Here is a 25,408-nt window from a genome sequence, read left to right as displayed (position 1 = left end):
TAAGTTTAGGTTTAAGAAAGAATTTTGGGTCCTTCAGCATTGACTGCAGAAACAAACTGCAAGCTTTCGATACCATTGGCGGTCAAATGTTCCTGAATACGGTCCACAGCCACTTGAGCGGCTTCAGCTCCCTTGCTGATGGCAACCACAGAAGGCCCTGATCCTGAAATACCAAAGCTAAGCACGCCAGCTTCCATCGCTATGCGCTTCATTTCATAGAATTCAGGGATCAGGATAGCCCTAGTAGGCTCTATCAATACATCGTGCATGCTTCTACCGATCAATTCGTAATCGCTACGGTATAAGCCCGCAACTAAGCCAGCTATATTTCCCCATTGATTAACGGCATCTTTCAAGGATACCTTTTCCTTGATCAATTGCCTAGCGTCCCTAGTTGGCACATCCACCTGCGGAAACACAATACCAGCAACCAAATCTTCCGGAACCGGCAGATTAATGATATCCAAAGGTTCATAACCCCTGATCAATGTAATACCACCCATCAACGCTGGAGCAACATTATCGGCATGTCCATGGCCACAAGCCAATCGTTCGCCTTCTACGCAGAAAGGCATCAGCTCATTCTTGGTTAAAGGATTACCCAATAAAGCATTTATGGCAAACAAACCCGCCACCGTACTCGCCGAACTAGAGCCCAATCCGCTACCAATGGGCATGTGCTTGATCAGGTCGATTTCAATACCAATCTCTTCTTCAAGCCCTAAATGGCTCAATAACATCTTGACACAGGCACTCACAGTATTCTTATCCGGGTCTAATGGCAAACGGCCATCATCCCCTTGGATAGAACGAATCCGTACTCCGGACTCTTCCACCCTTTGCATATAAACTTCGTCTCCAGGTTTATCTACTGCAAAACCCAATATATCAAAGCCACAGATCATATTTGCTACCGTAGCCGGAGCAAATACGCGTACTTCTTTTAACCATTTGTCTGGATTCAATGTATTTTCCTTTTTTACTAATTGTTCAGGATTTGACATGATTTCTATTTTTTATGAATTAAGCGCCGACGTTGACTAAATCTGCGAACACACCTCCTGCAGTAACTTCTGCACCTGCACCTGGACCTTTCACGACCAATGGCCTTTCCTTATATCTTTCAGTCGTAAATGAAATGATATTATCACTACCAGAAAGCGCATAGAATGGATGATTCTCATCGACCATTTGCAAACTGATGGCTACTTTACCATTTTCTAAGGTACCGATATAGCGGATAACCTTGCCTTGTTTTTCAGCTTCCTCTTTCAAATTATTGAAGTATTCATCAGCCTTTAACAACTCTGCGTAGAACTCATCCACGGAATCTGCTTTCAAGCAGCTTTCCGGAAGTATATTACCCAATTGTACATCAGAGGACTCAATCGGATATCCAGCATCTCTTCCTAATATCAGCATCTTACGCATAAAATCAATACCGCCTAGATCATCACGTGGATCGGGTTCTGTAAAGCCTAGCTCCTGTGCTTTCTTTACTACATCGTAGAAAGAAGCATCTCCTCTGAAATTATTGAAGATATAGGAAATAGTACCGGATAGGATAGCTTCTATTTTCAACAAGCGGTCGCCGCTCATCATTAGGTCCTTCAGAACCCTCACGATTGGCAAACCAGCGCCTACATTGGTTTCATAGAAGAAATCTACCCCATGCTTTCTAGCGGTCTCATGTAATAGTTTATATTGTGCATAATCGCCTGAGTTTGCAATCTTGTTACAAGTTACAATCGAGATATTCGACTTAAAAATGCTTTCATAATAGGTCGAAGGCAATTTGCTTGCTGTATTATCGATAAATACACAGTTTGGCAGGTTCATCTCTTGCATCTTAGCTATGAACGTAGCTAGATCAGCAACCTCTCCATTCGCATCCATTTCTTCCTTCCAATTCCCTAGATCCACTCCATCAGCATTGAAATACATCCTTCTGGAGTTAGAGATACCCACAACCTTGACTTCAATATCATTTTGTTCTACCAAAAAGGCATGTTGTTTATGTAATTGGCTGAACAAAGTAGAACCAATATTACCAGTACCGATATTGAATACGTGAAGAGTTTTCTTTAATTCAGCAAAGAACGCATCATGTACAGCATTGAGTGCCTTAGAAAGATCTTCCTTATTGATGATAACGGAGATATTGAACTCTGATGATCCTTGAGCTATTGCACGTACATTGATACCGTTACGGCCAAGCGCATGGAATAACTTACCAGACATGCCAGGCGTACGTTTCATGTTCTCCCCTACGATAGCCAGGATCGATAGATCGCTCTCTACCACTGGCAGGGATAATTTATTAGCCAAGAGCTCCAGTTCAAACTCGTTCTGGATAAGCTCAACGGCTTTTTGCGAATCACTTGGATTAACAGCAAAAGTGATACTATGTTCAGAAGAAGATTGGGTAATCAAGATGACGTTGATCTGCTCTCTAGCTAATAGGGTGAATAGGCGTCCACTGAAGCCAGACTTCCCAACCATACCACTACCTGTCAAGTTGATAACTGAAACATCAGAAATCGAGGATATCCCCTTTATAGGAAAACCAGACTTTCCGGTTTCGAACTGAATAACCGTTCCAGGAAATTTAGGCTGAAACGTATTGCGGATTACAATCGGGATCTTCTTCATAAAAGCCGGAACCATCGTCGGAGGATAGATAACCTTTGCTCCGAAATAAGAAAGCTCCATAGCTTCAGTATAGGAAAGTACAGGCAGAGAAAAAGCCTTCTTAACGATTCTAGGATCAGCAGTCAACATACCGTTCACATCGGTCCATATTTCAATGGCAGTTGCATTCAGTACCGAACCGAATATGGCAGCGGTATAATCCGAACCACCACGACCTAAAGTTGTGATCCTGCCTTTGTCATTAGAACCGATGAATCCAGTTACAAATAGGAGTTTATCGGCGTGAGTTTGAGAAAGAGCTTGGATTAATTGTGCGGTAAGGGGTTCGTTCAGGTGGGCATTACCAAAATTGGAGTCTGTTTTAATGTAGTGAGAAGCATTGATGTACTCTGCTTCGGGAACCTCTTGCTCCATGATCTTGGCGACCAAATAATTGCTGCAACGTTCGCCATAAGAGATGATCAGGTCCTTACTCTGATTACTCAGTTCCTTTAGTGCGGTTACCCCTTGCAACAGATCTTCCAATTCATTGACCAAGAGCTTTAATCTGGTTAACACCGGATTTTGGAACTTCACAGCGATCAATTTCTTGACCACCTCAAAGTGTTTTTCCTCCAAGAGTTTCAGATCTTCGGCAAAAGGTTTGCCTTCAGCTGCATCTTCAGCCATTTTTGTCAACAGGTTGGTGATTCCTGACATCGCTGACAATACGACCAATGGCTTCTCTCCAGCTTCGTAAGATTCTTTTACGATTGCTAATACTGCTTTGATACTTTCTACGGAACCTACGGATGTCCCGCCAAATTTTAGGATTTTCATGCTTTCTTGCTCTGTTTATTTACTGTTTGTTTTTTCGTCATAAAAAAAGCCCTCCTCAAAAGAGGAAGGCTTCTAATATCTGTACTAATTACTATACAATAGAATCACTTCCTCCTGGTATTGCCCCCGATGGTAATGATAATTGTAATAATAATAGATGCGTTTAACATTAATTTTGCTTTTGAATGCCCAAATATATTATTAAATTTTATATAACAATGTAGTTTTATTAAAAAAATTTAAAAAAATTGTAAAAAGTAGCCTTATATCAAAATAAGCCATTATTTAGATGTAACTCGACAATTAAAAGGTTGAACAGATAAAAAATACAAATGTTAAAAGTGTTAAAACTTTGTTAAATTTCTTTAAGAATGTTTTGAATTCTATACAGTATGTATTAGATTTGCTTCAGCTCGTTTGAAAAATTACAAAAAAATGAAGGTTTTCAGGGAGCTTATGGTTGTATAAATTAGCGATTTAATGAAAACAAAGAAACTAGTGGCAGTGATGCTATTCATAGGCTTATGTCTATTCTCGCAGGCTCAAACCAGCCAAAAATCCTCAGACCCTGATAACCTAGCAAAAGAATACTTCTCTCAAATCATGGGCGTTGCATCAAACGCTACTACGAACACAAAACTTTATCAATTTGTTTACGAATGGTTAGGAACTCCTTATCGCCTTGGTGGTGATTCTAAAAGAGGGATCGATTGTTCTAAATTCTCATTGGCGGTTTACGAAAATGTGTTCAACACAACGATCGGTTATAACAGCCGCAATCAATACTCCAACGTAACTCCTATTCGCAAGAATGATTTGCAAGCAGGAGACTTAGTGTTCTTTAAGATTAGAAGCAGAAGCATTACTCACGTAGGTGTATATTTAGGAGACGACAAATTTGCGCATGCATCATCAAGCAAAGGTGTCATGGTAAGTAACCTAAATGAAGCATACTGGAAAAGATATTATTACAACGGCGGCCGTCCTAAATTGGAAGATGGTGAGCGAATCATGACTGCCGATGCTAATCCAAATCAAAAAAGCAATCTTCACTAGATCAAACTAGAATTATAAAATATTAAAATAAAGTCCGAAAGTCATGCTTTCGGACTTTATTTTTTAAATTTTTGCTAAATTTACCCTTATCAAAAAAGCAACAATGTCATCTAAGAAAACACTTATCCTAAATAAAGAGCAGATCCACCAAAAGTCTAAACGTATTGCTTATCAAATCGTAGAAGATAACTTTGATGAGTCTACAATTGTACTTGTTGGTCTTGCTGACCGCGGTTATGTATTTGCTGAGCGCTTACAGAAGATATTAATGGAAATAGCACCTGATAAGACCTTTGAATTGATCAAGGTTACGGTGCAGAAAACCAAGCGTAATTTGGAGGCCACAACTGATGTACCGGTTGAAACAGCAAAGGATAAGGTAATCATCTTGATAGACGATGTTTTAAACAGCGGTAGGACGCTAGCTTATGGTTTGGGCGTGTTCCTTAATGTTCCCTTGAAACGCATGCGTACAGCCGTCCTAATCGACCGCAGCCACCATCAGTTCCCGGTGTTCAGTGATTACTATGGATTAAAGCTTTCAACCATCCTTAAAGAACATGTTGAGGTGGTCTTGGAAGAATTCGATAAAAAAGAAGATGCGGCCTATTTATCATAGCCGCATCTTTTCTTTTAAATTCTATTTGTTTAGGTAATCCCTCTTTAACTCTTACCCTTATAAATCTTCAGTTTCTGACCAATGCGAAGGTTTGACCCACGCAGGTTATTATCTGATTTTATCTTATTGACCGTTGCTCCACGGTGCTTACCAGCGATCTCCGACAAGGTATCCCCTTTGCGCACCACATAGGTTACATAGGTAGGATTACTTTTCACTGTAGCCTTTGCACGGGTTGCAGCCACTACATTCTTGGTCAATTCCTCATCTATTGCTCTAGATACCACCAAAGACTTGCCGGTAATTGAACTCCTTGAGGTTAGATTGTTCCAAGCCATTAGGTTTTGGACACTCACCCCATATTTTCTAGAGATCGTCTGCAGGGTCTCCCCTTTGGCTACCTCATGGTTTTTATCCTCTTTAACATCCACAGCGGCGATGGCTTTTTGAATAGCCTCATCCTGTGGATTATGCAGAGCAGCATAAATCAGGGAATCACTCATAGCCTCGTTCACCGGAATCACCAATCGCCTTTGCTTCTCAGGGCTGGCAATCACCACCTCACGCTTATAGCCGGGGTTCAATTGTTTCAGCAATTCAGGAGAACAGGTCAAGGCCGAAGCAAGTTGCTTCATATTAACCGATTTATCCAGCATCAACACCCTATGATCTGTTTGCAGGTCATTCACTTCCGTATTCAAGCCATAAAGCTCAGCATGGTTCAAAACATAGGTCATCGCAATAAACTTAGGAATATAGTTTTGTGTCTCTTTAGGAAGGAAAGGAGACAATTCCCAGTAGTTCGGGCTATTCAATCCAGAACGGATAATTGCACGACGTACACAGCCCCTACCACAATTGTATGAAGCCAGAGCCAACAACCAATCATTGAACTCATCATAAGCCTCCTTTAAATAACTAGATACCGCATAGGTTGTCGAATAAACATCCTTACGCTCATCAAAGTTAGAATCCATGGTCAGGTTATAAACCTTTGCCGTACCATAGATAAACTGCCATGGCCCTACAGCTCCAGAAGTTGAAACGGTATGTGGATTAAGGGAGGATTCGATGACCGACAGATACTTGACCTCATCAGGCACGCCTTGTTCGGCAAAGATCTGGTCATAGATCGGGAAATAATACTCGCTCAAGCCAAGCAGCTTTTCCATGTAAGGCTTATAGTTCCTGGAAATATATTTATCCAAGTAAGCCTTCACGCGGGCATTGTATTCTAAGGGAACAGTTTTCTGTATCCTTTGGATACGTTGGGCAATATTGACGTCCTCCTCACTGAAGACAACGCCGCCACCTGCCAATTGCTTGACAGAATCCAACATCAGGAAAGTCTTTTCCTTATCTTTCTCTAATTGGTCAATAATATTGGCCTGAAAGGTGTCCCCAAAGAAGCTGGGGTCCGCCTGCTGTTCCTGTGCGTATCCAAACTTCAGGACACACAAGCCTATTGTAACTAGGAAACTAATTTTTTTGTTCATAAGTAATCGCTACTGTAAAAACTATCTGTGTTAGTTCTTCGCTTATCGTTGGCAAATTGTGCCAATTCTTTTGGTTAGCTATAAAAAAAAAGTTTCACCAGACACATTACATATCTAGTGAAACTCTATAAAATCTTTTAATGAATATAATTAACCTTGTTTGTTAACTGTATCATTATTAGCTGTTGTATTTGTGTTGCCTTCAGCATTTGGATCATCTTTTTGGCCTTCTTTGAATTCTTTCACGCCACGTCCTAACCCACGCATCAATTCAGGAATTTTCTTTCCCCCAAATAACAATAACGCCAATACCACGATAATGATAATCTCATTGGTACCGATAAATAATAATCCTGATGTATACATATTCTACTAATTTACTGATTCTTTTCTTTTAGTGTATCTAACAAATATATAGATAAATAATTTAAAACCCTGTAACTATCTTGCTATCCATATTGATGGATTCATCGAAGTTGTACCGCGATAAACACTCAAGTCAATGTAGGAATATCCCACCTCTGGATCCGAGTCTGCAGCACCGATTACGGTACCTGTCGAGATCTTCTGTCCCTTGCTTACGTTCACCGATTTCAGGTTAGAATAAGCTGTCAGATATTCACCATGTTGAACCACGACCGCATAAGATCCGATATTGATAACCTGCAATACAGTACCCTCAAATACGGTTTTTACAGGTGCCCCATCCGATGTACGGATACGGATGTAATCATAGAAGTCACGTACTCCACGTTCCACCGTCACACTACCGTAATTACGCACGATATTACCCTGTCCAACCGGCCAAGGTAGACGTCCTCTGTTGGATGAGAAACCAGCCGACAACTTGGTTGCTTCCGGCGAGTTGTTCAGCACGGCAGAACCAGTTTTCTTTTCAATTTTTTTCTCCGCTTCTGTAACAGTGGTACCCGTTTTCTTAGCTTCAGCTTCCGCCAATCTTCTTCTGCGTTCTTCCTCTGCTCTACGAGCTGCTTCCACCTCACGGGCAATGGCAGTTTTGATCGCTGCATCCAAACGCTTCTTCTCTTGCTGTTTCTTGGTCAATTGACCACGGAAGGTACGTTCCTCACGAGCCAATTGGTTCAGCTCTTGCGAGTGGGCTGCCTTATCCTTGGCAATGGTATTGCGCTCCGCTTCCTGTTCTTTCAACAGGGACTGTTGCGTCTTTTTATCTCTTTCCAACTGAGCGATCTTCAGCTCAATCTGTTTCTTGGTTCCTTCGATCTCGGCTACTTTTACCTTTCTGGCATCCGTAAATTGCTGAAGATATTTCACCCTTTTAAAGGCTTGGTTAAAGTCCTTTGAGGCGAAAATAAACATCATCTTATTGTAGGAGTTCTTGTTCCTGAATGCAAAGAGGATCATTTTTTCATAATCCTGTCTCATTTTTTCCAACTCCCCTTTAAGCTTGTCTACGATGGCATTATTCGAAGAGATGTTTTTGTTGATGATGCGCAACTCCGAGTTGATTGTACTGATTTTGTTCTCCCTTAAGTCCAACTGCTTACTCAGTGCAGAAACTTCCTTTTGGGAAAGTATCTTCTCTTGGGTCTTTGCACTTAATATTTTTTGGAGCTCAGCAATTTCTCTATCTATTCTTTCTCTTTGTTTCTTTAACTCCAAACTACTTTGTCCATAGCTCAAGCCAACAAATAGCAATAAGGAAAATATACTGAGTACAATCTTTTTAAAATCCATGAAATGTTAAATTCTTTCGTCTCTATTTTACAGAACTTCCAAAAATAAGGATATAGTTAATACGAAAATAATAAAAACACAATTTCTTTACATTCAATCGCCCTAGCAATTAATTGATTGCCCTATATCGGGACGGAATACTGAAATTCAGTTCCACGCCTTTATTGAATTCCGACTTGTTGTAAAGCATGTCTGAGGACACTTTCGCACCACTACCTTCAATGTTTAACGTGAATCTTTGTGGAAAATTATGTCCGTCGATCACTGCAAATTCACTGTATTGGGCTTCCAGTTTATTGGATTTGCCCAACTCCATCAGGTTGAACAGCGTTGGTCGGTTGCTCTTGTTCACGCCATAATGAAAAGTTAAACCATCTTTAACCCCAATAACCTGCACATCTTCTTCACTGGTTGCAATCTGCAATTGATCGGTACGCAACATCTCTGTGGATATATTACCAACCAAGATATCTTGTAACATCCTAAAGGAAATACCTGGATTGGTATACCTATATATATAGGAAAAAGGTTTAGCGATATATTCGCTCTGCAATCTATTGATGATCTTCACACTGTCTGGAGTAATCAATACCCGGGCAGCTTCAATCCCCAACAAAGCAGTAACGGAAATCCAAATGGCTTTATCCCTTTCCATACGCACATTCAAGGTCACATTTTGGGTCTCTTCACCAAACTGCACCCTCGCCTTTGCCCTTCCCGAAAAGGTTATAAAGTTCAAATTGTTCAATTCATAGGTACTCAAAAGGTCCTTACCCTTTGCTGTAGTCCCTGCATTGTCTTTCTTAACGGTTGCCTTTTTACTGGCACAAGCTGATGCAAGCATCAATACCGCCAAGACCAAACTGATTTTACTCAATATATTTCTTCTCACTGATTTTCTGTTTTAGCTTTTCCTTATCCAAGGCACTTCCCTCCGAAAAGGTCATCGCCTTCTCCCATTGTTTCAATGCTTCCTTAGTCTTTCCTAATTTGATCAGGATATCTCCATAATGATCAAACAATACGCCTGAAGGCTCTGAATTTTTGATGGCTTTCTCAATCCAGACCAAGGCCTCTTGATATTTCCCTTGTTGGAACAGTACCCAAGCATAAGTATCTTGGAAAGTTCCAGAATTGGGCTCCATCTCGTTCGCCTTCTTGGCATATTCGGCAGCTTTTTCCAAATCTTTCTTTTGTAGCGAAAGGTAATAGGCCGCATTGTTCATCACCGTGACATTATTGCTATCCAATTTGATGGCCTCATCGTATGCCACTTCAGATGCCGATTCCATTTTGATTTCATGGTATAGATCACCCAGTCCACCGTAAATCATGGATTTCACAAAGTCATTTTCATTGCCACTCTGATCCAGCGCACGCTCCAAGAACAACCTGGCATTGTTGGTATCCTTTTTCATCATATAGGCAACCCCAACAAAATAAGTGATAATCACATTCCCAGGATTATGGCTCAATGCCTCTTTTCCATCTACAATCGCTTCATCCAATTTATTCTGCGCCAATTCCACATTGATCAGCTTCCGCCAAGCATCCACATGCTGCGGGTTCATGCTTACCGTTGTCAGGTACAAAGATTTTGCCTGGTCAAGGTCGCCCCGCATCCAAAGGATATCTCCCTTAAACATATGGCTATCTGGCATCCTAGGGTGCTTTAACACCAACGTGTTCGCCAAGTCCTGCAATTGATCCTTCGTAAAATCCTTATTGTTGTTCACCAAATTCATCATGACTCGATGCTTGTCAATAAAGGTGACCGCATCAGACTGGAATGCTTTCTTGATATTCTCAAAAGCTTGGGAACCTTTTTTCATCGCCATATTGGCGTCTGCCATATCCAAGTATAGCAGATCATCTTTGGTAGTGGACAACCCCTCTTCCAAAACGTTCAAGGCATCCTTCGGTTTTTTCTCGTCCATCAAGATGTAGCTCAGGCTGCTGTACACCTGGCGAATTGGCGACTTTTTCTTTCTCCATTGCTGAAGAACCTCATTCGCCTCTCTTGGGCGGTCCATATCCATCAGGATTTCAGCCTTCAGGACATCGAGCGTATCCGTTTCACCAAACTTGGCCTTTGTTTCCTCATATGTCTTCAATGCATCTTCCGATTTTTTACCGGCATGCTGCATCATGATCTTTTCGCGATATACTTGGGGATTGTTGGGCTGCTTCTTGATGAACTCATCCAATAACTCAACCGCAGAGGCAAAGTCACCTTTGCTCTTGTACAGTTCCAAAAGATGGTTGTTATAGAGAATGTTCTCAGGGGAAATCTTCACGGCCTCCTCAGCAGCAGGCAAGGCGACATCAAAGTTTCTAGCTTGAGCATATAACAAGGATTTGGCATAGTAGACCTCTGCCCCATTCGGGTATTTTTCCAAGGTCTCCTCAATACTTTGCAAGGCATTTGCTAAATCACCGCTTTTCAGCTTGGACTCAATTGATGCCAATTGCTCCTTATAACCCTTATCATCCTTCAATTCTTGCGCAAACAACACTTGTCCCGCCATCAACATTATTCCCAGAACCAGGGGCTTGCACCATTGTAATCTTCTCATCTAAATCTCTTTAATTATTCACCTTTTATCTTGCTTAGCGCACAGTCTAAGGCAATTCAAGGTAATAAATTAATTTTAAAGAGTACAAAAATGCAGAAAAGTTTAAATGAATATCTTTAAGAAATGTTAAATCACGATAAAATCACCCTTCATAATGTTTAATCAAGCGTAATATTTCTGTGATAAGCTTATAATGCCAAAAGTCCAATTCATAAATAATTTGAAGGTAGAATTATACTAGGCAACCCCTTAGTTTGTTTGAATCCTTTATGTCCACAGATTGAAATCAACGGGTCTTTCATTATTGGATATTTGTAAGTTATTTCCCTCCCATTTTACCCAATGAAAATCTGCTTTAACTATGCGACCAAAACAGGGGTTTTATTCGAGGCATATTCGAGAATCATTCGGGAATGCTTCGGGAAGTTATCAAGGATATGGTTGTGCATTTTGCAAAAATTCCGAATGAGTCTCGAATAAGGTTAAAATCAGCATTGCAAAGCCTGCAATAACTAAATTCAAGCTGGCATCCAATATTAGCCAAAGTGCATTTGAATATCAAAGGATTTTCTATGTTACTTTTGAAGCCCAAAAGTAACCAAACCGACGAAGGAGCTCAGGGACACCAATCCTAATGTTACTTTTGGAGCTCAAAAGTAACCAAACCGACGAAGGAGCTCACGGATACCAAAAAACAACTCGAATCCGTAACGCTTCGGCCCATTTAAGGATTATCGATCTCATTGTTACTTTTGGAGCCCAAAAGTAACCAAAAGGCTTCGGCCCATTTAAGGTGGCTTTTCGCACAATCATCCGCACATGGATAGAATGCCTTGTTGTCGGGAATATCTTTCAAAAGACCATCCCTTTTGATGGGATGATCTTTTGAAAGCATTCCAAGGCCAATCCCATCGCACAGGTCATCGGCATTCTCTCCATCTCTCCGCCACTGGAAATGAGCCGGAGGCTAAAGGACTTCCTCCGGAAGGATGGTGTTTGCAGAAAACCCCCAGCGGGGGTGAAATCTTTGTAGAAAAATGTACCGTTTACCGGATAACCCCTGGAAGGGGTGAAATATTTTTCAATAAATCTACCCTAGGAAAGGAAATAAATTCTTCGCTGTGCTCTCGATGACAACAATGCCATAAAAATAAAAAAATAGATTCTTCGCTGTGCTCTGAAACCCTCTCAGTAATATCCAATTCTGAACGATTAGTGAAGAATCTGTACGATTCTCCACCTCATGAGCTTGTCATTCTCAATCGAAGATTGAGGACCTGTTCGCCATTCCAATCTTGGTCTGTATGGTTCCGAGACACTTCGTTCCTCAGTGTGACACCGGAAAAGAAGGGCATTTTTAGCGATGTACTCCCCTAGAAGGGCTGAATTATTTTAGATGAATCTGTACGTTAATGCCCCATAACCTGCTGTCATCCTACACCTTCGGTGTAAGACCTGTTCGCCATTCCAATCATGATTTGTATTGTTCCGAGACACTTCGTTCCTCAGTGTGACACCGGAAAAGAAAGGTTTGGCCCGACTTTTCTGCCATGAGGCTAAGGCCATGAAAAACAGCCGTAAACAAAAAAATAAAATTGGCTTTGAGAATTAAATTAAATTATTGTACCTTTGCAGACCTTATTGTAGTGATTACAGAAGGATTTAAAACATTATTAATTAATTAAATAAAAGCAAGTGAATACGTTAAGTTACAAAACTGTCTCTGCTAACAAGAACACCGTTAACAAAGAGTGGATCGTTGTTGACGCTGAAGGCGAGATTTTGGGGCGCTTGGCAAGCGAGATTGCGAAAGTGATCCGTGGAAAGCACAAGCCTTCATTCACCCCACACGTAGACTGTGGAGATAACGTGATTGTTATCAATGCAGACAAAGTTAGATTGACTGGAAACAAATTGGGCGACAAAGTATATGTTCGCTACACAGGCTACCCAGGTGGTCAGCGTTTCGTTTCTCCAAAAGAGTTAATGGCAAAGCACCCAGAGCGCATCATGGAGAAAGCTGTTCGCGGGATGTTGCCTAAGAACCGTTTAGGACGTCAGTTATTTAAGAACCTATATGTTTATGCTGGAACAGAGCACAAGCATGAGGCTCAGAATCCAAAACCAGTTAAATTTTAAGGAGAACGATTATGTCAACAACTAACACTTCAGGAAGAAGAAAAACTGCTGTTGCCCGCATCTACTTAACAGCTGGCAATGGAAACATTACCGTAAACGGTAAAGATTACAAGGAATATTTTCCTACATTACCTTTGCAATACATCGTTACTCAATCCTTATTGGTAGCTGACTCTCTTGCAAATTTTGACATCAATGTTAACGTTCAAGGTGGTGGGGTAAAAGGCCAAGCAGAAGCAGTTCGCTTAGCGATTGCAAAAGCTTTGGTAGAGCTTAACCCAGAAGTAAAACCTGCTTTACGTGCTAAAGGTTTGATGACGCGTGATGACCGTATGGTTGAGCGTAAAAAACCAGGACGTCGTAAGGCTCGTAGAAGATTCCAATTCAGTAAACGTTAATATAAGGAGGATCAAAAAATGGCAAGAACAACATATCAAGAATTATTGGATGCAGGTGTTCACTTTGGTCACCTTACTCGTAAGTGGGATCCGAAAATGGCTAAGTACATTTTCATGGAACGCAATGGTATCCACATCATCGACTTGAACAAGACTCTTACAAAATTAGAAGAGGCAGCATCAGCGATCAAACAGATCGTAAAATCAGGTCGTAAAGTTTTATTCGTAGCTACAAAGAAACAAGCGAAAGAAATCGTGGCAGAACAAGCGAAAGCAGTAAACATGCCTTTCGTGACAGAACGTTGGTTAGGTGGTATGCTTACTAACTTTGCAACTGTTCGTAAATCAATCAAGAAAATGTCAAACATCGATAAAATGCAAAAAGATGGCACTTACGATGTATTGTCTAAAAAAGAAAAATTGATGATCCAACGTGAGCGCATCAAGTTAGAGAACCTTTTAGGAGGTATCGCAGACTTGAACCGTTTACCTGCTGCATTATTCATTATCGACGTTAAGAAAGAGCATATTGCGGTTGCAGAAGCGATGAAATTAAACATCCCTACTTTTGCAATGGTTGATACAAACTCTGACCCTACAAACATCGACTTCCCTATTCCAGCGAACGATGACGCGACTAAATCAATCAGCTTAATTGCAAGCGTAATTGGTAAAGCTATCATCGAAGGATTGGAAGAGCGCAAGCGCGATAAAGAAGAGGACGCGGAAAAAGAAGCTGCTGCTGCTAAAGCTGCAGTGGACAATGGTGAAGCTACTGAAGCGACTCCAGGAAAACGCACTCGTAAAGCGAAAGACGTAGAATAATCTTATTCTATAATATAAGCCGGATAGACAAGTGTTGGTTTCTGGAAGATCTGCTTCCTTTTACCGCCCCTGTCTTTCCGGTTTTTTTGCTGAAAGGCAAAAACCTATTGAACATTAAAAGTTAACATTCTGTTGATTTTAATTCAAGGAATGCTTAACACATCAATTGTAATTTTAACAAAAAATATACTATGTCAGTACAAATTTCTGCATCAGATGTAAACAAATTGCGTCAACAAACTGGCGCTGGTATGATGGACTGTAAAAAAGCATTAGTGGAAGCTAATGGTGATTTCGAAGCTGCTGTTGACTACCTACGTAAAAAAGGTGCTAAAGTTGCTGCTAGCCGTCAAGACCGCGACTCAAACGAAGGAGTAATTATTGCTAAAGCTGCGGCTGATGGCAAATCAGGTATCGTAGTTGAAGTAAACTGTGAGACTGACTTCGTAGCGAAGAACGCTGATTTCGTTGCATTTGCTGAATCAGTAGCTGACGCTGCGTTAGCGAACAGCCCTGCTACTCTAGAAGACCTAAAAGCATTGGAAATCGGTGGTACTAAAATCGCTGACTTATTGATCGAACAAACTGGTAAGATCGGTGAGAAAATCGACGTTTCTAAATTCGAAACCGTTGCTGCTGATAAAGTTGTTGCTTATATCCACGGTAACTACCGTCTAGGTGTATTGGTAGGCCTTTCTGCTGATGCTGCTGGTGTTGAAGAAGCTGGTAAAGACGTTGCTATGCAAATCGCTGCAATGAACCCAGTGGCTATCGATAAAGATGGCGTGGACACAAAAACTATCGAACGCGAACTTGAAATCGCTAAAGAACAAATCCGTGCTGAAGGTAAACCGGAAGAAATGGTAGAAAAAATCGCTCAAGGTAAATTGAACAAATTCTACAAAGAAAACACTTTATTGAACCAAGAGTTCGTTAAAGATTCTTCTAAATCTATCGCTCAGTTCTTGGATTCAGTTGCTAAAGGATTGACTGTTACTGCTTTCAAACGTGTACAATTAGGCGCGTAAGCATTATAAAACAAGAAAAGCCCATCCCCTAAAAGGATGGGCTTTTCTTGTTTTATAGATTTGAGATGTGAGATATGAGTATTGAGATATAACCTTTCTAGCATATTTTATTAAAAATAGATTTGAGATTTGAGATATGAGTATTGAGATAGTGAACTTCCAAAATAGATTTGAGATGTGAGATATGAGTATTGAGATAGTAACCTTTCTAGCACATTTTATTAAAAATAGATTTGAGATGTGGGATATGAGTATGGGGATAGTAAACTTTATATAAGCTTTTTTGAAAGATTTGATTTTAATTTTTCTCCAATCTGCAAACCACATCAACCAAATTACAGTTTAGTAGATTATAGATATGAGGAAAGGAAATGAAGTCAGTGATGCTTGGTAATGTTTTAGCGTTATGCTATCTCCTATCCCAAATCTCACATCTCATATCCCATAATTCGCATCTATTCCTTAAATTGCTACTGAATATGAGAACGAAGCAGATTAACAACAATTCCATCAACCAGATCATGTTGATTATCATCATTATCCTGGTATGTATCCTAATTTTCAAGAACCTATACTATTATTTGCCGGGCTTCTTAGGAGCGATTACTTTATATGTGCTGTTCAGAAACAGCTATTTTAAGCTGACGGAAAGGAGAAAATGGAACAAGATCCTGACCAGTCTCCTGTTTATTCTCATATCGATAGTCTTTATTGTATTGCCGATCTGGGCCCTGGTGGATTATTTGGTCCCACAGATTACCAGTTTCCTGAACAATACGGATAAGATCGTCTCTCAATTTAATCTCTTGAAGGAATATATGGCAGACAAGCCCTTCCTGAAGGATATAGATATGTCTGATGAGGCCTTGCTCAATATGTTGCAACGGTTTACCAAATATGTACCCAGCATCTTGAATTCAGTGGCGGAGGTCATGATCAATATTATAGTGGCCTTGTTTGTGCTCTATTTTATGTTGGTCTATGGTAGACAAATGGAAAGCTATATTTCCAGTGGCGTGCCTTTCTCGCCAAAAAGCAAACTTGAATTATGGAAAGAATTTGACTCCATGGTTCGTTCCAATGCCATCGGTATTCCAATTTTAGGATTTTTCCAAGGTTTGGTGGCTATGCTAGGCTATTGGATCTTCGGAGTGGATAACTTTATCCTGATGGGTATGCTGACCGGTATTGCTTCCATTGTCCCGGTATTGGGAACCATGACGATCTATGTACCATTAGGAATCATTACCCTAGCTGGCGGTGAAACCGCCAATGGTATCGGTATTCTCCTATATGGCTTCCTGTTGATCGGAAGTATCGATAATATCTTGCGTTTTACCATCCTTAAGACCTTAGGGAATGTCCCTCCCCTGATCACTGTATTTGGGGTGTTATTGGGATTGAAATTGTTTGGTATGTTGGGATTGATCTTCGGACCATTGATCCTTTCTTCTGTGGGAGTATTGATCAAGGTTTACTCCAACGAATATGGCAAAGGAGATTCCATTATCTTGAGTACAGACAGTCCCGAAAAAACCGAATAAAAGAAATACTATTCATATCAGGTAAGGCTTGAGTTTATGATTATCAAAAGATTGTAAGCTTTGACTTGCACTTTCCTATTAAAGTCATAATCAGCTTTTTGGATGACAAAAGTCACATAACTGCACTTGTTTTCTTTGTATCTTATTATCAAAATAATAAGCGAACAATATGAAACAACTAAATGACAAAGTGGCTATTGTAACCGGAGGTGTTTCCGGCATTGGGAAGGCGATCGTTGAACTTTTTGTAAAGGAAGGTGCTAAAGTTGTTATAGCGGATCTGAACGAAAAGTTAGGTGAAGAATTGATCAATAACCTTGGCGAAGGGAATGTCATCTTTATTAAAGCAGATGCCTCTTCCGCAGAGGACAATAAAAAGATTGTGGAGGCTGCCATTGAGAATTTCGGTGCCCTACATATTGCAGTAAACAATGCGGGTATTGGTGGAGAGTCCAACGCTGTTGCTGACCTATCCATCGAAGGTTGGAAGAAGGTCATCGATATCAATCTCAATGGGGTATTTTATGGCATGCACTATCAGATCCCAGAGATTGAGAAGGTAGGCGGTAGCATTATCAATATGGCATCCATCCTTGGAGCAGTTGGTTTTGCAAAATCTTCGGCATACGTTGCAGCCAAACATGGTGTAGTGGGATTGACCCAAGCGGCAGGTTGGGAATATGCGACCAAAGGAGTTCGCATCAATGCCATTGGTCCTGGATTTATTGCCACCCCATTAGTGGAGGCTAACCTGGACGCAGATTCCTTGAAATATCTAGAAACACAGCATGCTTTCCAACGCTTGGGTAAGCCGGAAGAAGTAGCCGAGTTGGCTTTATGGCTGGCTTCGGATAAAGCTTCGTTTGTGACGGCATCCTATTATCCAGTGGATGGCGGTTATTTAGCGAAATAAAAAAAACGAAAGGCAATTGAAAAAATTGCCTTTCGTTTTTTTATGGAATTGAGGAATGTAGAAAGCGGGCGAATTCAATTCACCCCTACGAAAATTGGATACCTTTCTGGCAGAATAATGGTCTTGGTCCATCCTCCCCATCCCTGTTGGGTGAGCGGAGTCGAACCCGAATCCTGGTTCAAGCCAATATTATTCTAGGTTCTTTGTAAATTAGCAAGATTCGGATTTTTATTATTCCGATTAGTGTGCAAATTTGAATATGGAAAAGTCGCAACAAGAGTTAAACTATGATCGTATTGCCAAGGCGATACTGTTTATCCAGGATCACTTTCAGGAGAAACCTAGCCTGGAAGAGATAGCGGAGCATGTTCATTTAAGCCCTTTTCATTTTCAGCGTTTATTTTCGGATTGGGTCGGGACCAGCCCGAAGAAATTCCTTCAGTATACACAGGTCAATTATGCCAAGAAATTGCTGAAGGAGGAAAAACGGACCCTATTTGACACCCATATCTTGACCGGTGTTGGCAGTACCAGCAGATTGCACGATATGTTTGTCCAAATCGAAGGGATGACACCAGCGGAATTTAAACAAGGTGCTGAGGGACTATCCATCGCCTATAGTTTTCAGGACAGTCCTTTTGGAAAATGCTTGATTGCCTCTACGGAGAAAGGGATCTGTTACCTGGCTTTCGTCGATGATGATGCCGCAGGGTTGGCTGAGTTAGAACACTCCTTTGAGAAGGCAGTATTTATCGCCGAGGAGAAAGCCATCCATCGGGAAGCCTTATCGATCTTCAACCTGGAAGATTCTTCCTTAAAACGCATTAAACTGCATCTAAAAGGAACGGCATTCCAGCTGAAGGTATGGCAGGCCTTGCTATCCATTCCAATGGGGGAATTGAACTCTTATAAGGAAATCGCAGAAAAGGTAGGTAATCCTAGTGCGTCGAGGGCAGTCGGAACGGCAATCGGGAGCAATCCAATCGCCTATTTGATTCCTTGCCACCGCGTTATACAGACTTCGGGGCACACTGGAGGATATCGATGGAACCCTTTGCGCAAAACACTGATGTTGGGATGGGAATTTGCTAAGACTGATAAAGAAAATCACAATGAAGCTATTTAATACTGCTGATCCTAGTAAAAATCTATTGCCTTATGATGGATGCGTCAACTATTACGGCATAGTCTGTGATTCCGAAAAAGGTTATTTTGAAAAGTTAATGCATGGCATTGAATGGAAAAATGATCAGGCAGTCATCTTCGGGAGGCATATCGAAACCAAGCGAAAAGTAGCTTGGTATGGTGATAAAAGATTTGAATATAGCTATTCCAATATCCTGAAAATTGCACAACCCTGGACAGAGGTATTGCTTGAACTAAAGGAAATCGTGGAAAGAGAATCCGGAGAGACTTTCAATTCCTGCTTGCTCAATCTTTACCATGATGGTTCCGAAGGAATGGCATGGCATAGTGATGGGGAAAAGGACCTGAAAAAACATGGAGCAATCGCCTCCCTTACCTTTGGTGCAGAGCGCAAGTTTTCATTCAAACATAAAAACTCCAAGGAGAAGATTGATATTTTCTTGGAAGATGGCAGCTTGCTGATCATGAAAGATCAAACCCAGGACCATTGGTTACATAGGCTCCCTCCCACTAAAACCATACATGGGGCACGGATAAACCTAACTTTTAGAACAATAGAAAATGCATAAGGCAATAGAAATCATGCATTAAAAATAAAAATTCTATATTTGCAGAACTATTAATCAAAACAGGATATATGTAATACCCAATTTCTTTCCGAAAACAGTTAACAAAGCATTTGAATGCTTTTCGATGGTTTTATCTCTTAAGCGAAAGGAATTATGGTTATTATACAGAACGCAACATATATCCACCCCAATAAAGATATTTTATTTCAAGGCCTTAACCTCGTCGTCAATAAGCAAGAAAAAATTGCTTTGATCGGCAATAACGGTGTAGGCAAATCCACTTTACTCAAAGCCATAGCTTCGGAGGTCAAGCTGCATGCTGGTTCGATTGATTGTGCAAGTACCCCTTACTACATTCCACAATTATTGGACAAGTACAATGCTATGAGCATTGCGCAGGTATTGGCAATTGAGGATAAATTAAAAGCTTTTCATGCTATACTCGAGGGACAGATGGACGAGCAGCTCCTCGACATCCTCAATGATGATTGGACTATTGAGGACAGGGTTCAGCAGGCCCTAAACCGATGGAACCTAATAGGATTAAAATTAGATCAGCCTTTATCGACATTAAGTGGTGGACAGAAGACCAAGGTTTTCTTGGCGGGCATCGACATCCATGATCCGGAACTGATCTTGATGGATGAACCCAGCAACCATCTTGATCTGGAATCCAGGGAACTGCTTTATCAATTTATAGAAAATTGCAACAAAACACTATTGCTGGTAAGCCATGATCGAGCACTTCTAAGGCTAATCCCAGAAATGGCAGAGATGAGCAAAAATGGCATCTCAAAATATGGCGGGAATTACGAGTTTTTTGCTGAGCAGAAGGAAATTGCCCTGAACGCCTTGGATCATGATGTAAAATCCAAGGAAAAGGAGTTACGCAAAGCCAAAGACAGAGAACGTGAAGCCCTAGAAAGGCAGAACAAGCTCAATGCCCGTGGGAAGAAAAAGCAGGAAAAAGCCGGTATCCCAAAGATCTTAATGGGTGCCTTGAAAAATAAGGCCGAGGGTAGTAGCGCCAAACTAAAGGGTGTACATCAGGAAAAGATCACAGGTATCCAACAAAACCTGAGAGATCTCAGATCGAATTTACCGGAAATCGACCAAATGAAATTCGGATTCGAGGAATCTGGTCTTCCAGTTGGGAAAATTCTGCTGGAGTTAGAAAAAGTCAACCTTCAAATCAATGGGAACGACCTTTGGAAACAGAACTTGGATTTCCAGCTAAAATATGGAGATAGGATCGCGATCAAAGGCAATAACGGGTCTGGAAAGACCAGTTTAATCAAGCTAATGATTGGCGAAATAGCTCCGAGTGAAGGCAAGATTAAAAAAGCAGACTTTAATTATGTTTATGTCGACCAGGATTATTCTATGGTCAGCTCTTCAAAATCAGTCTATGAGATGGCACAGTCCTTTAACCAATCTGGTTTATTGGAGCATGAGGTTAAGATTCGTTTGAACAGATTTTTATTTTCCAAAGAAAGTTGGGACAAAAGTTGTCTGGTACTGAGTGGTGGCGAGCGCATGCGACTTTTATTGTGTTGTTTAAACATTAGTAGCAAATCGCCTGATATCATCATATTGGATGAACCTACAAACAATATCGATATTCAAAATATTGAAATACTTACCACAGCCATACAATCCTACCAAGGGACCTTGATTGTAGTATCCCATGATCAATACTTTTTGGAGGATATAGGGATCAAAGAGAACATCATTCTACACTAAAAGAAGAAAGGAAAACATGAAAAAAATCATTTATTACGTAGCCTCCTCCATAGATGGGTTTATCTCCGGAGAGCAGGATGATGTGAGTGGATTTACCTATGAAGGTGAAACCATAAAGCAATATATAGAAGATCTAAAGGTATTCAATCACGTATTGATGGGGAGAAAGACCTATGAATTTGGCTATCAATTCGGTGTGAAACCAGGTGATCCCTCTCCTACTTATGCCCACATGACGCAATACATACTTTCCAATAACTTGACATTTGAAAATAAACATGAACAGGTAAAGGTTGTCCCTTTGGAGATTGAACGAATCCAACAACTAAAGGAAAAAGCAGATACTGATATCTATTTATGCGGAGGTGGTCAATTAGCAGGTTGGTTGTTAAACAACAATTTATTGGATGAGGTAAAAATCAAGCTCAATCCGGTTATCATTGGTTCTGGCACAAAACTTTTTGAAGGAGTCAAAAAGAACTATGCATTAACACTTATAACAGATAAAAATTATGTTGATGGGATGAAAATCGTGCATTATGCTATTCAGTACTGAGCTTGTTAAATTTAATTTCAAAAAAATTTTATTACTTAAAAGAAAATATACATTTTTGTAATGGGCATGTTTGAATTATTATAAAAATGAATAATCATAATTAACCAAACAAAAATTTATACATAAGTGTTTGATTGTAAAACACTTTAGCTTAAATTTGAAGTAATCAAATATTAATTAACCAGCTTACCAGTATCAGTAACCAAATTTGGGATCATATCATGAAAGGAAGATTGCTACTCTTTTTAATTTTTACCATCCTTATAGGATGTAAAGAGGAAGATATGTCTCCTATCGAAGGTGAATTTGACAAGTCACTCTTGGAAAAATACATCTGGAAAAATGATATCCTGATTGATGAGGTTTTCACAGACAACAGCAGTCCAGAACATTATAACCGTGTAACAACCCTAAGCTTTACAGCAACCCAATATACCCATACGGTTCAGGATTCAGTGAACAATAGCTTTGTGTTGAAAGGGAATAAGGATCAGGTAAAGACCGCCGATAGGATTTCGGAATATTGGGGTGATTATTCTTTTAATGGACAAGATTCGACCTTGGTTTTTTCATATCGGGTGAACGAAAAGCTGTTCAACAGGTTAAATCTTTCTAGCGATTCAATGATTATTTATAATACCTATAAGATCATCAACCTATCGGAGGATGAATTGACCTTGAAATTGACAAATGATTCGGTGCTGCATGGTTATAATCCAGTCATGACTTTTAAACCGATTAAATAATCGGAGATATTAAATACAAGAAGGAGCTAGTGAAAATTCATTAGCTCTTTCTTTTTTGTACCAGGATGTTCGGGATGGGAGGATAGGCCAAGATCATGGAAAGAACCAGGATTCAATGATTGGAGGATGGACCAAGATCAATTTACCACCAGAAAGGTATCCAATTTTCGTAGGGGCGAATTGAATTCGCCCGCAACATACATTTGAACCAGGATGTTCGGGATGGGAGGATCGACCAAGATCATGGGAAGAACCAGGATGTTCGGGATGAGAGGATAGGCCAAGATTATTATTTGCTTGAAAGGTATCCAATTCTGTATGGTCGTATCGAATTCGCCCGCTTAGAAATAAAAAGAAAAAGGAGTTGTCTGGGTAGACAACTCCTTCTGATTTACTCGTAATTATTATTAAGAAGTAGTACTTTTTGTTTCTTTCTTTTTCTGGACAAAACCGACGATCTTATTCCAGATGGCTTGTGCCTTCATCTTATATTGATCTGCATCAAATAAGGCAGAATCTGAGGTTGATTTATAAGTCAGGAAGATGGCTAGTGGTGTCAGGACGATAATGGCCATCCACATGCCCCACATTGGGGTCAGACTAGCATCCTTCGCTGCTTTCTCGGCTAAGGTCGCAATAACATGGTAGATTAGGAAAAATATAATCGCCATAACCACCGGAAGACCTAAACCACCTTTTCGGATAATCGCCCCCAAAGGTGCCCCTATTCCAAAAAGTAAGAGACAGGATACCGCTAGGGTAAACTTCCTGTGCCATTCGATGTCATATCGAACATCCTTTTCGGCATACGGAGTGAATTCCGCATCCCTATTGACCGCCATGTCCTTTATTTGCCTTGCTTGGCTCAAGCCATTGTTAATGGCCATTCGCAATTGTCCATTTTTATCCAGATCAGGCAAGGAAACCTTGGCTTTCGTTCTGCCGGGACTGTTCTCCCTGAAGTATGGGGAATAATAATTGACATATCGCTTTGCTTCGGCCGCATTGACCAGTTCTAAGCTATCGATATAAACTCTATTGGAATCGGAATATAATCGCAGTTGCTTTAGATTCAACATCTGATGATGGGATTTGAATAGGTCTTGGTCAGTCCTATTCATCTGAAAACTACCCATATCAAACTTGGTTGTCGTCTCTTTGAACCTGAATCGTGTAAATTGTTGTCTTGGATCGTAACGTTTCGCGTTTTCTACACGCGCATCCTCATATCGTACACCGTCCTTTAATTCAAGGACCATGTAGTTATTGTCGGCTGAATTTTGGATAAAGCCTTCCTTAGCAAATGTAACATTGCTAGCTGTCCCTCCAGATGGATGTTCATAGATCATTAGATCCTTCAATGTTGTTCCATCTTCACTTTTTCCTTTTGCGCGGATACTATAGCCTGGAATGGTATTATTAAATACGCCAGGTTTGATAAAGAAATCCGCTTTTTTCTTACGGACATCATATAACAGGGAACCCATTTTTAAGTTGACCACCGGAAGGATATAATCCGAGAAGAAAAAGGATCCGGCACTAAATAGACCGACCACGATAAACAAAGGGGTCATGGCCTTACGTAGCGAAACACCGGCAGCCTTGATGGCCACGAGTTCATAACTTTCTCCCAAGTTACCAAAGGTCATGATGGACGAAAGGAGCATGGACAGAGGAAGCGCCATGGAAAGCTGTACGGCACATTGATAAGCTAAAAGCTCTAAAATCACATACCATTGAAAACCCTTTCCGATAAGGTCATCGATGTACTTGAACAAAAACAGCATCAACAGTACAAACATGACAATAAAGAAAGTCACCAAAAAGGGCTTAATAAATGCTTGTAATATGAGTAAGTTTACTTTTTTCATGTAATATCAATAGGACCATTCGACAAAATCCCTTCGGAAAGAGATGGTCTTGCTGCAAAGATACACTTTTTGTGAACGGAAAAATGTTAGAAAAAAGTTAATGTGGTCGTAAAACAATCCAGCTTTCTCGATTTCTGATGGCTGAAGAAAGATGGATATAAAGAGGCCTCCAAAAAATATTTAGAGGCCTGCATTACTATAAGTATTTTTTATGCTCCGATAACCCTTTGCAGGTAACCGATGGAGTTGTTCCAAATCAATTTTCTATCGTCCAAATTGTCTTCTTTCACATAATCTGTAACACTCAATGCTACGTCATTGGTCAATTCATCTTGGATGATTTCGATTTCGAAGAAATAGGGTTCATCATCCAACCATTTGAATTTAACGCTTTTGTTTTCTTTAGTTGCGATCAACTTCGCGCGGTGGGATTCATTATCCCAAATAAATTCATAGATACCATCGTGATAATTCACATCATCTGCAAACCATTGAGCAAGCTCATTTGGCTCCTGAAGGTAAGGAAAGAGGATTCTAGGTGAAGAATTTAATACATATTCTAAGTTTAATTTAATCTTTTCTGCCATTTGATATGTATAAGTAGATCTTAATATTTTTGTTAGTACATAATGAGCATGGATTACATGCTACTTTTTGTAAGTATAATGAATAAATCCGTTATTCAAAAAAAACTACAAAAATCTTTTATTCACAAAAACAGCATTATTAACAGTACAGAATTGCGTTAGATGGGGATGGTCTCTTAAATTTCGCTAAATTTCTCTTGAGGCTATCCTTTTGAATATAAATTGATTGTAAGAATTCTGCTGAAAACCGAGGATTTGAAGTCTAAAATTGTATAAAATTTTCTTTGAAAATTATTCCTTATTGCTATCTTTGCATACCGAAAAACGGCGGGGTAGCTCAGATGGTTAGAGCGCAGGATTCATAACCCTGAGGTCGGCAGTTCGATCCTGCTCCCCGCTACTGGAA

23 protein-coding genes and 1 tRNA gene are annotated in these 25,408 nt (G+C 40.3%); 14 read left to right on the top strand and 10 right to left on the bottom strand.

Features of this window, described 5'->3' with window-relative positions:
- Nucleotides 1-11: 11 nt before the first annotated feature.
- The gene (locus ACK2WI_RS07735) at nucleotides 12-1,004 is read right to left on the bottom strand and encodes a homoserine kinase (RefSeq protein WP_409150264.1); all 993 of its coding nucleotides are present in this window, start codon (nucleotides 1,002-1,004) and stop codon (nucleotides 12-14) included.
- A gap of 19 nt (nucleotides 1,005-1,023) precedes the next feature.
- Nucleotides 1,024-3,471, bottom strand: a complete 2,448-nt coding sequence (gene thrA / locus ACK2WI_RS07730; RefSeq protein WP_409150263.1) for a bifunctional aspartate kinase/homoserine dehydrogenase I — start codon at nucleotides 3,469-3,471, stop codon at nucleotides 1,024-1,026.
- Between the two features lie 480 nt (nucleotides 3,472-3,951).
- On the opposite strand from thrA, the gene ACK2WI_RS07725 reads away from it, so the two are divergent.
- Both ACK2WI_RS07725 and ACK2WI_RS07720 read left to right on the top strand, forming a co-directional pair.
- A complete protein-coding gene (locus ACK2WI_RS07725) occupies nucleotides 3,952-4,527 on the top strand; it encodes a C40 family peptidase (protein WP_093098752.1) in 576 nt (191 codons plus the stop codon).
- 103 nt (nucleotides 4,528-4,630) lie between these two features.
- The gene (locus tag ACK2WI_RS07720; RefSeq protein WP_093098750.1) at nucleotides 4,631-5,146 is read left to right on the top strand and encodes a phosphoribosyltransferase family protein; all 516 of its coding nucleotides are present in this window, start codon (nucleotides 4,631-4,633) and stop codon (nucleotides 5,144-5,146) included.
- Nucleotides 5,147-5,190: 44 nt separating this feature from the next.
- Here the strand turns inward: ACK2WI_RS07720 and ACK2WI_RS07715 are convergent, their stop codons facing one another.
- From ACK2WI_RS07715 to ACK2WI_RS07690, 6 genes are all read right to left on the bottom strand, one after another.
- Nucleotides 5,191-6,642 carry a LysM peptidoglycan-binding domain-containing protein gene (locus ACK2WI_RS07715; protein WP_409150262.1) on the bottom strand — a complete coding sequence of 484 codons (1,452 nt, stop codon included), beginning with the start codon at nucleotides 6,640-6,642 and terminating at the stop codon, nucleotides 5,191-5,193.
- Nucleotides 6,643-6,792: 150 nt separating this feature from the next.
- Complete coding sequence (locus ACK2WI_RS07710) at nucleotides 6,793-7,008, bottom strand: twin-arginine translocase TatA/TatE family subunit (protein WP_093098747.1); 216 nt, start codon at nucleotides 7,006-7,008, stop codon at nucleotides 6,793-6,795.
- A 75-nt stretch (nucleotides 7,009-7,083) separates the two neighbouring features.
- Nucleotides 7,084-8,361, bottom strand: a complete 1,278-nt coding sequence (locus ACK2WI_RS07705) for a murein hydrolase activator EnvC (protein ID WP_093098746.1) — start codon at nucleotides 8,359-8,361, stop codon at nucleotides 7,084-7,086.
- A gap of 109 nt (nucleotides 8,362-8,470) precedes the next feature.
- Nucleotides 8,471-9,253 carry a DUF4292 domain-containing protein gene (locus ACK2WI_RS07700; RefSeq protein ID WP_236736514.1) on the bottom strand — a complete coding sequence of 261 codons (783 nt, stop codon included), beginning with the start codon at nucleotides 9,251-9,253 and terminating at the stop codon, nucleotides 8,471-8,473.
- Nucleotides 9,231-10,937 carry a tetratricopeptide repeat protein gene (locus ACK2WI_RS07695; protein ID WP_312697784.1) on the bottom strand — a complete coding sequence of 569 codons (1,707 nt, stop codon included), beginning with the start codon at nucleotides 10,935-10,937 and terminating at the stop codon, nucleotides 9,231-9,233. The genes ACK2WI_RS07700 and ACK2WI_RS07695 overlap by 23 nt, the downstream gene beginning before the upstream one ends.
- Nucleotides 10,938-11,661: 724 nt before the next feature.
- A complete protein-coding gene (locus ACK2WI_RS07690; protein ID WP_409150261.1) occupies nucleotides 11,662-11,832 on the bottom strand; it encodes a hypothetical protein in 171 nt (56 codons plus the stop codon).
- 800 nt (nucleotides 11,833-12,632) lie between these two features.
- Between ACK2WI_RS07690 and rplM the strand changes: the two genes are divergently transcribed.
- The 11 genes from rplM to ACK2WI_RS07635 all read left to right on the top strand — a co-directional run bounded on the left by rplM (nucleotide 12,633) and on the right by ACK2WI_RS07635 (nucleotide 22,544).
- Entirely contained in the window at nucleotides 12,633-13,076 is a 444-nt protein-coding gene (gene rplM, locus ACK2WI_RS07685) for a 50S ribosomal protein L13 (protein ID WP_409150260.1), read from the top strand.
- Between the two features lie 11 nt (nucleotides 13,077-13,087).
- Nucleotides 13,088-13,474 carry a 30S ribosomal protein S9 gene (rpsI, locus tag ACK2WI_RS07680; RefSeq protein ID WP_093098740.1) on the top strand — a complete coding sequence of 129 codons (387 nt, stop codon included), beginning with the start codon at nucleotides 13,088-13,090 and terminating at the stop codon, nucleotides 13,472-13,474.
- A gap of 18 nt (nucleotides 13,475-13,492) precedes the next feature.
- Nucleotides 13,493-14,299 carry a 30S ribosomal protein S2 gene (gene rpsB / locus ACK2WI_RS07675; protein ID WP_093098738.1) on the top strand — a complete coding sequence of 269 codons (807 nt, stop codon included), beginning with the start codon at nucleotides 13,493-13,495 and terminating at the stop codon, nucleotides 14,297-14,299.
- 191 nt (nucleotides 14,300-14,490) lie between these two features.
- Nucleotides 14,491-15,327 (top strand): translation elongation factor Ts, encoded by an 837-nt coding sequence (gene tsf / locus ACK2WI_RS07670; protein ID WP_093098737.1) that lies wholly within the window; start codon nucleotides 14,491-14,493, stop codon nucleotides 15,325-15,327.
- 479 nt (nucleotides 15,328-15,806) lie between these two features.
- A complete protein-coding gene (locus ACK2WI_RS07665) occupies nucleotides 15,807-16,871 on the top strand; it encodes an AI-2E family transporter (RefSeq protein ID WP_093098735.1) in 1,065 nt (354 codons plus the stop codon).
- 169 nt (nucleotides 16,872-17,040) lie between these two features.
- Nucleotides 17,041-17,784, top strand: coding sequence for an SDR family NAD(P)-dependent oxidoreductase (locus ACK2WI_RS07660; protein WP_093098734.1), 744 nt, complete (start codon nucleotides 17,041-17,043; stop codon nucleotides 17,782-17,784).
- A 259-nt stretch (nucleotides 17,785-18,043) separates the two neighbouring features.
- The gene (locus ACK2WI_RS07655; protein WP_409150259.1) at nucleotides 18,044-18,910 is read left to right on the top strand and encodes a bifunctional transcriptional activator/DNA repair enzyme AdaA; all 867 of its coding nucleotides are present in this window, start codon (nucleotides 18,044-18,046) and stop codon (nucleotides 18,908-18,910) included.
- Complete coding sequence (locus ACK2WI_RS07650) at nucleotides 18,897-19,499, top strand: alpha-ketoglutarate-dependent dioxygenase AlkB (RefSeq protein ID WP_312696373.1); 603 nt, start codon at nucleotides 18,897-18,899, stop codon at nucleotides 19,497-19,499. The genes ACK2WI_RS07655 and ACK2WI_RS07650 overlap by 14 nt, the downstream gene beginning before the upstream one ends.
- Before the next feature lie 153 nt (nucleotides 19,500-19,652).
- On the top strand, nucleotides 19,653-21,242 hold the full coding sequence (locus ACK2WI_RS07645; RefSeq protein ID WP_409150258.1) for an ABC-F family ATP-binding cassette domain-containing protein: 1,590 nt from the start codon (nucleotides 19,653-19,655) through the stop codon (nucleotides 21,240-21,242).
- Between the two features lie 16 nt (nucleotides 21,243-21,258).
- Nucleotides 21,259-21,798, top strand: a complete 540-nt coding sequence (locus ACK2WI_RS07640) for a dihydrofolate reductase family protein (protein WP_409150257.1) — start codon at nucleotides 21,259-21,261, stop codon at nucleotides 21,796-21,798.
- Nucleotides 21,799-22,019: 221 nt separating this feature from the next.
- Nucleotides 22,020-22,544 carry a hypothetical protein gene (locus ACK2WI_RS07635; protein WP_093098726.1) on the top strand — a complete coding sequence of 175 codons (525 nt, stop codon included), beginning with the start codon at nucleotides 22,020-22,022 and terminating at the stop codon, nucleotides 22,542-22,544.
- A 407-nt stretch (nucleotides 22,545-22,951) separates the two neighbouring features.
- Here ACK2WI_RS07635 and ACK2WI_RS07630 read toward each other — a convergent pair whose 3' ends face one another.
- Entirely contained in the window at nucleotides 22,952-24,415 is a 1,464-nt protein-coding gene (locus tag ACK2WI_RS07630; RefSeq protein ID WP_312696369.1) for an LptF/LptG family permease, read from the bottom strand.
- Nucleotides 24,416-24,624: 209 nt separating this feature from the next.
- Nucleotides 24,625-25,002: an START-like domain-containing protein gene (locus ACK2WI_RS07625; RefSeq protein ID WP_093098723.1), complete on the bottom strand. Its 378-nt coding sequence runs from the start codon at nucleotides 25,000-25,002 to the stop codon at nucleotides 24,625-24,627.
- Nucleotides 25,003-25,328: 326 nt separating this feature from the next.
- Here ACK2WI_RS07625 and ACK2WI_RS07620 point away from each other — a divergent pair.
- Nucleotides 25,329-25,402: transfer RNA gene (locus ACK2WI_RS07620), tRNA-Met, on the top strand.
- The last annotated feature ends 6 nt before the right edge of the window (nucleotides 25,403-25,408 follow it).

The sequence above is a fragment of the Sphingobacterium sp. BS-2 genome, from assembly GCF_046161205.1.
GTDB classification, from domain to species: Bacteria; Bacteroidota; Bacteroidia; order Sphingobacteriales; family Sphingobacteriaceae; genus Sphingobacterium; species Sphingobacterium mizutaii.
Note: the sequence above shows the minus strand (reverse complement) of the source record. Positions and strands in the feature narration are given on the sequence as shown.

Bases quoted from the DNA above. Each gene is read 5' to 3' on its own strand.
- ACK2WI_RS07725 (WP_093098752.1), top strand. From the start codon at position 3,952: ATGAAAACAAAGAAACTAGTGGCAGTGATGCTATTCATAGGCTTATGT.
- tsf (WP_093098737.1), top strand. From the start codon at position 14,491: ATGTCAGTACAAATTTCTGCATCAGATGTAAACAAATTGCGTCAACAA.
- ACK2WI_RS07695 (WP_312697784.1), bottom strand. From the start codon at position 10,937: ATGAGAAGATTACAATGGTGCAAGCCCCTGGTTCTGGGAATAATGTTG.
- thrA (WP_409150263.1), bottom strand. From the start codon at position 3,471: ATGAAAATCCTAAAATTTGGCGGGACATCCGTAGGTTCCGTAGAAAGT.
- ACK2WI_RS07720 (WP_093098750.1), top strand. From the start codon at position 4,631: ATGTCATCTAAGAAAACACTTATCCTAAATAAAGAGCAGATCCACCAA.
- ACK2WI_RS07690 (WP_409150261.1), bottom strand. From the start codon at position 11,832: ATGCTTTCAAAAGATCATCCCATCAAAAGGGATGGTCTTTTGAAAGAT.
- ACK2WI_RS07705 (WP_093098746.1), bottom strand. From the start codon at position 8,361: ATGGATTTTAAAAAGATTGTACTCAGTATATTTTCCTTATTGCTATTT.
- ACK2WI_RS07655 (WP_409150259.1), top strand. From the start codon at position 18,044: ATGGAAAAGTCGCAACAAGAGTTAAACTATGATCGTATTGCCAAGGCG.
- ACK2WI_RS07625 (WP_093098723.1), bottom strand. From the start codon at position 25,002: ATGGCAGAAAAGATTAAATTAAACTTAGAATATGTATTAAATTCTTCA.
- ACK2WI_RS07735 (WP_409150264.1), bottom strand. From the start codon at position 1,004: ATGTCAAATCCTGAACAATTAGTAAAAAAGGAAAATACATTGAATCCA.
- ACK2WI_RS07630 (WP_312696369.1), bottom strand. From the start codon at position 24,415: ATGAAAAAAGTAAACTTACTCATATTACAAGCATTTATTAAGCCCTTT.
- rpsB (WP_093098738.1), top strand. From the start codon at position 13,493: ATGGCAAGAACAACATATCAAGAATTATTGGATGCAGGTGTTCACTTT.
- ACK2WI_RS07640 (WP_409150257.1), top strand. From the start codon at position 21,259: ATGAAAAAAATCATTTATTACGTAGCCTCCTCCATAGATGGGTTTATC.
- ACK2WI_RS07660 (WP_093098734.1), top strand. From the start codon at position 17,041: ATGAAACAACTAAATGACAAAGTGGCTATTGTAACCGGAGGTGTTTCC.
- ACK2WI_RS07715 (WP_409150262.1), bottom strand. From the start codon at position 6,642: ATGAACAAAAAAATTAGTTTCCTAGTTACAATAGGCTTGTGTGTCCTG.
- ACK2WI_RS07710 (WP_093098747.1), bottom strand. From the start codon at position 7,008: ATGTATACATCAGGATTATTATTTATCGGTACCAATGAGATTATCATT.
- ACK2WI_RS07665 (WP_093098735.1), top strand. From the start codon at position 15,807: ATGAGAACGAAGCAGATTAACAACAATTCCATCAACCAGATCATGTTG.
- ACK2WI_RS07650 (WP_312696373.1), top strand. From the start codon at position 18,897: ATGAAGCTATTTAATACTGCTGATCCTAGTAAAAATCTATTGCCTTAT.
- rpsI (WP_093098740.1), top strand. From the start codon at position 13,088: ATGTCAACAACTAACACTTCAGGAAGAAGAAAAACTGCTGTTGCCCGC.
- ACK2WI_RS07635 (WP_093098726.1), top strand. From the start codon at position 22,020: ATGAAAGGAAGATTGCTACTCTTTTTAATTTTTACCATCCTTATAGGA.
- ACK2WI_RS07645 (WP_409150258.1), top strand. From the start codon at position 19,653: ATGGTTATTATACAGAACGCAACATATATCCACCCCAATAAAGATATT.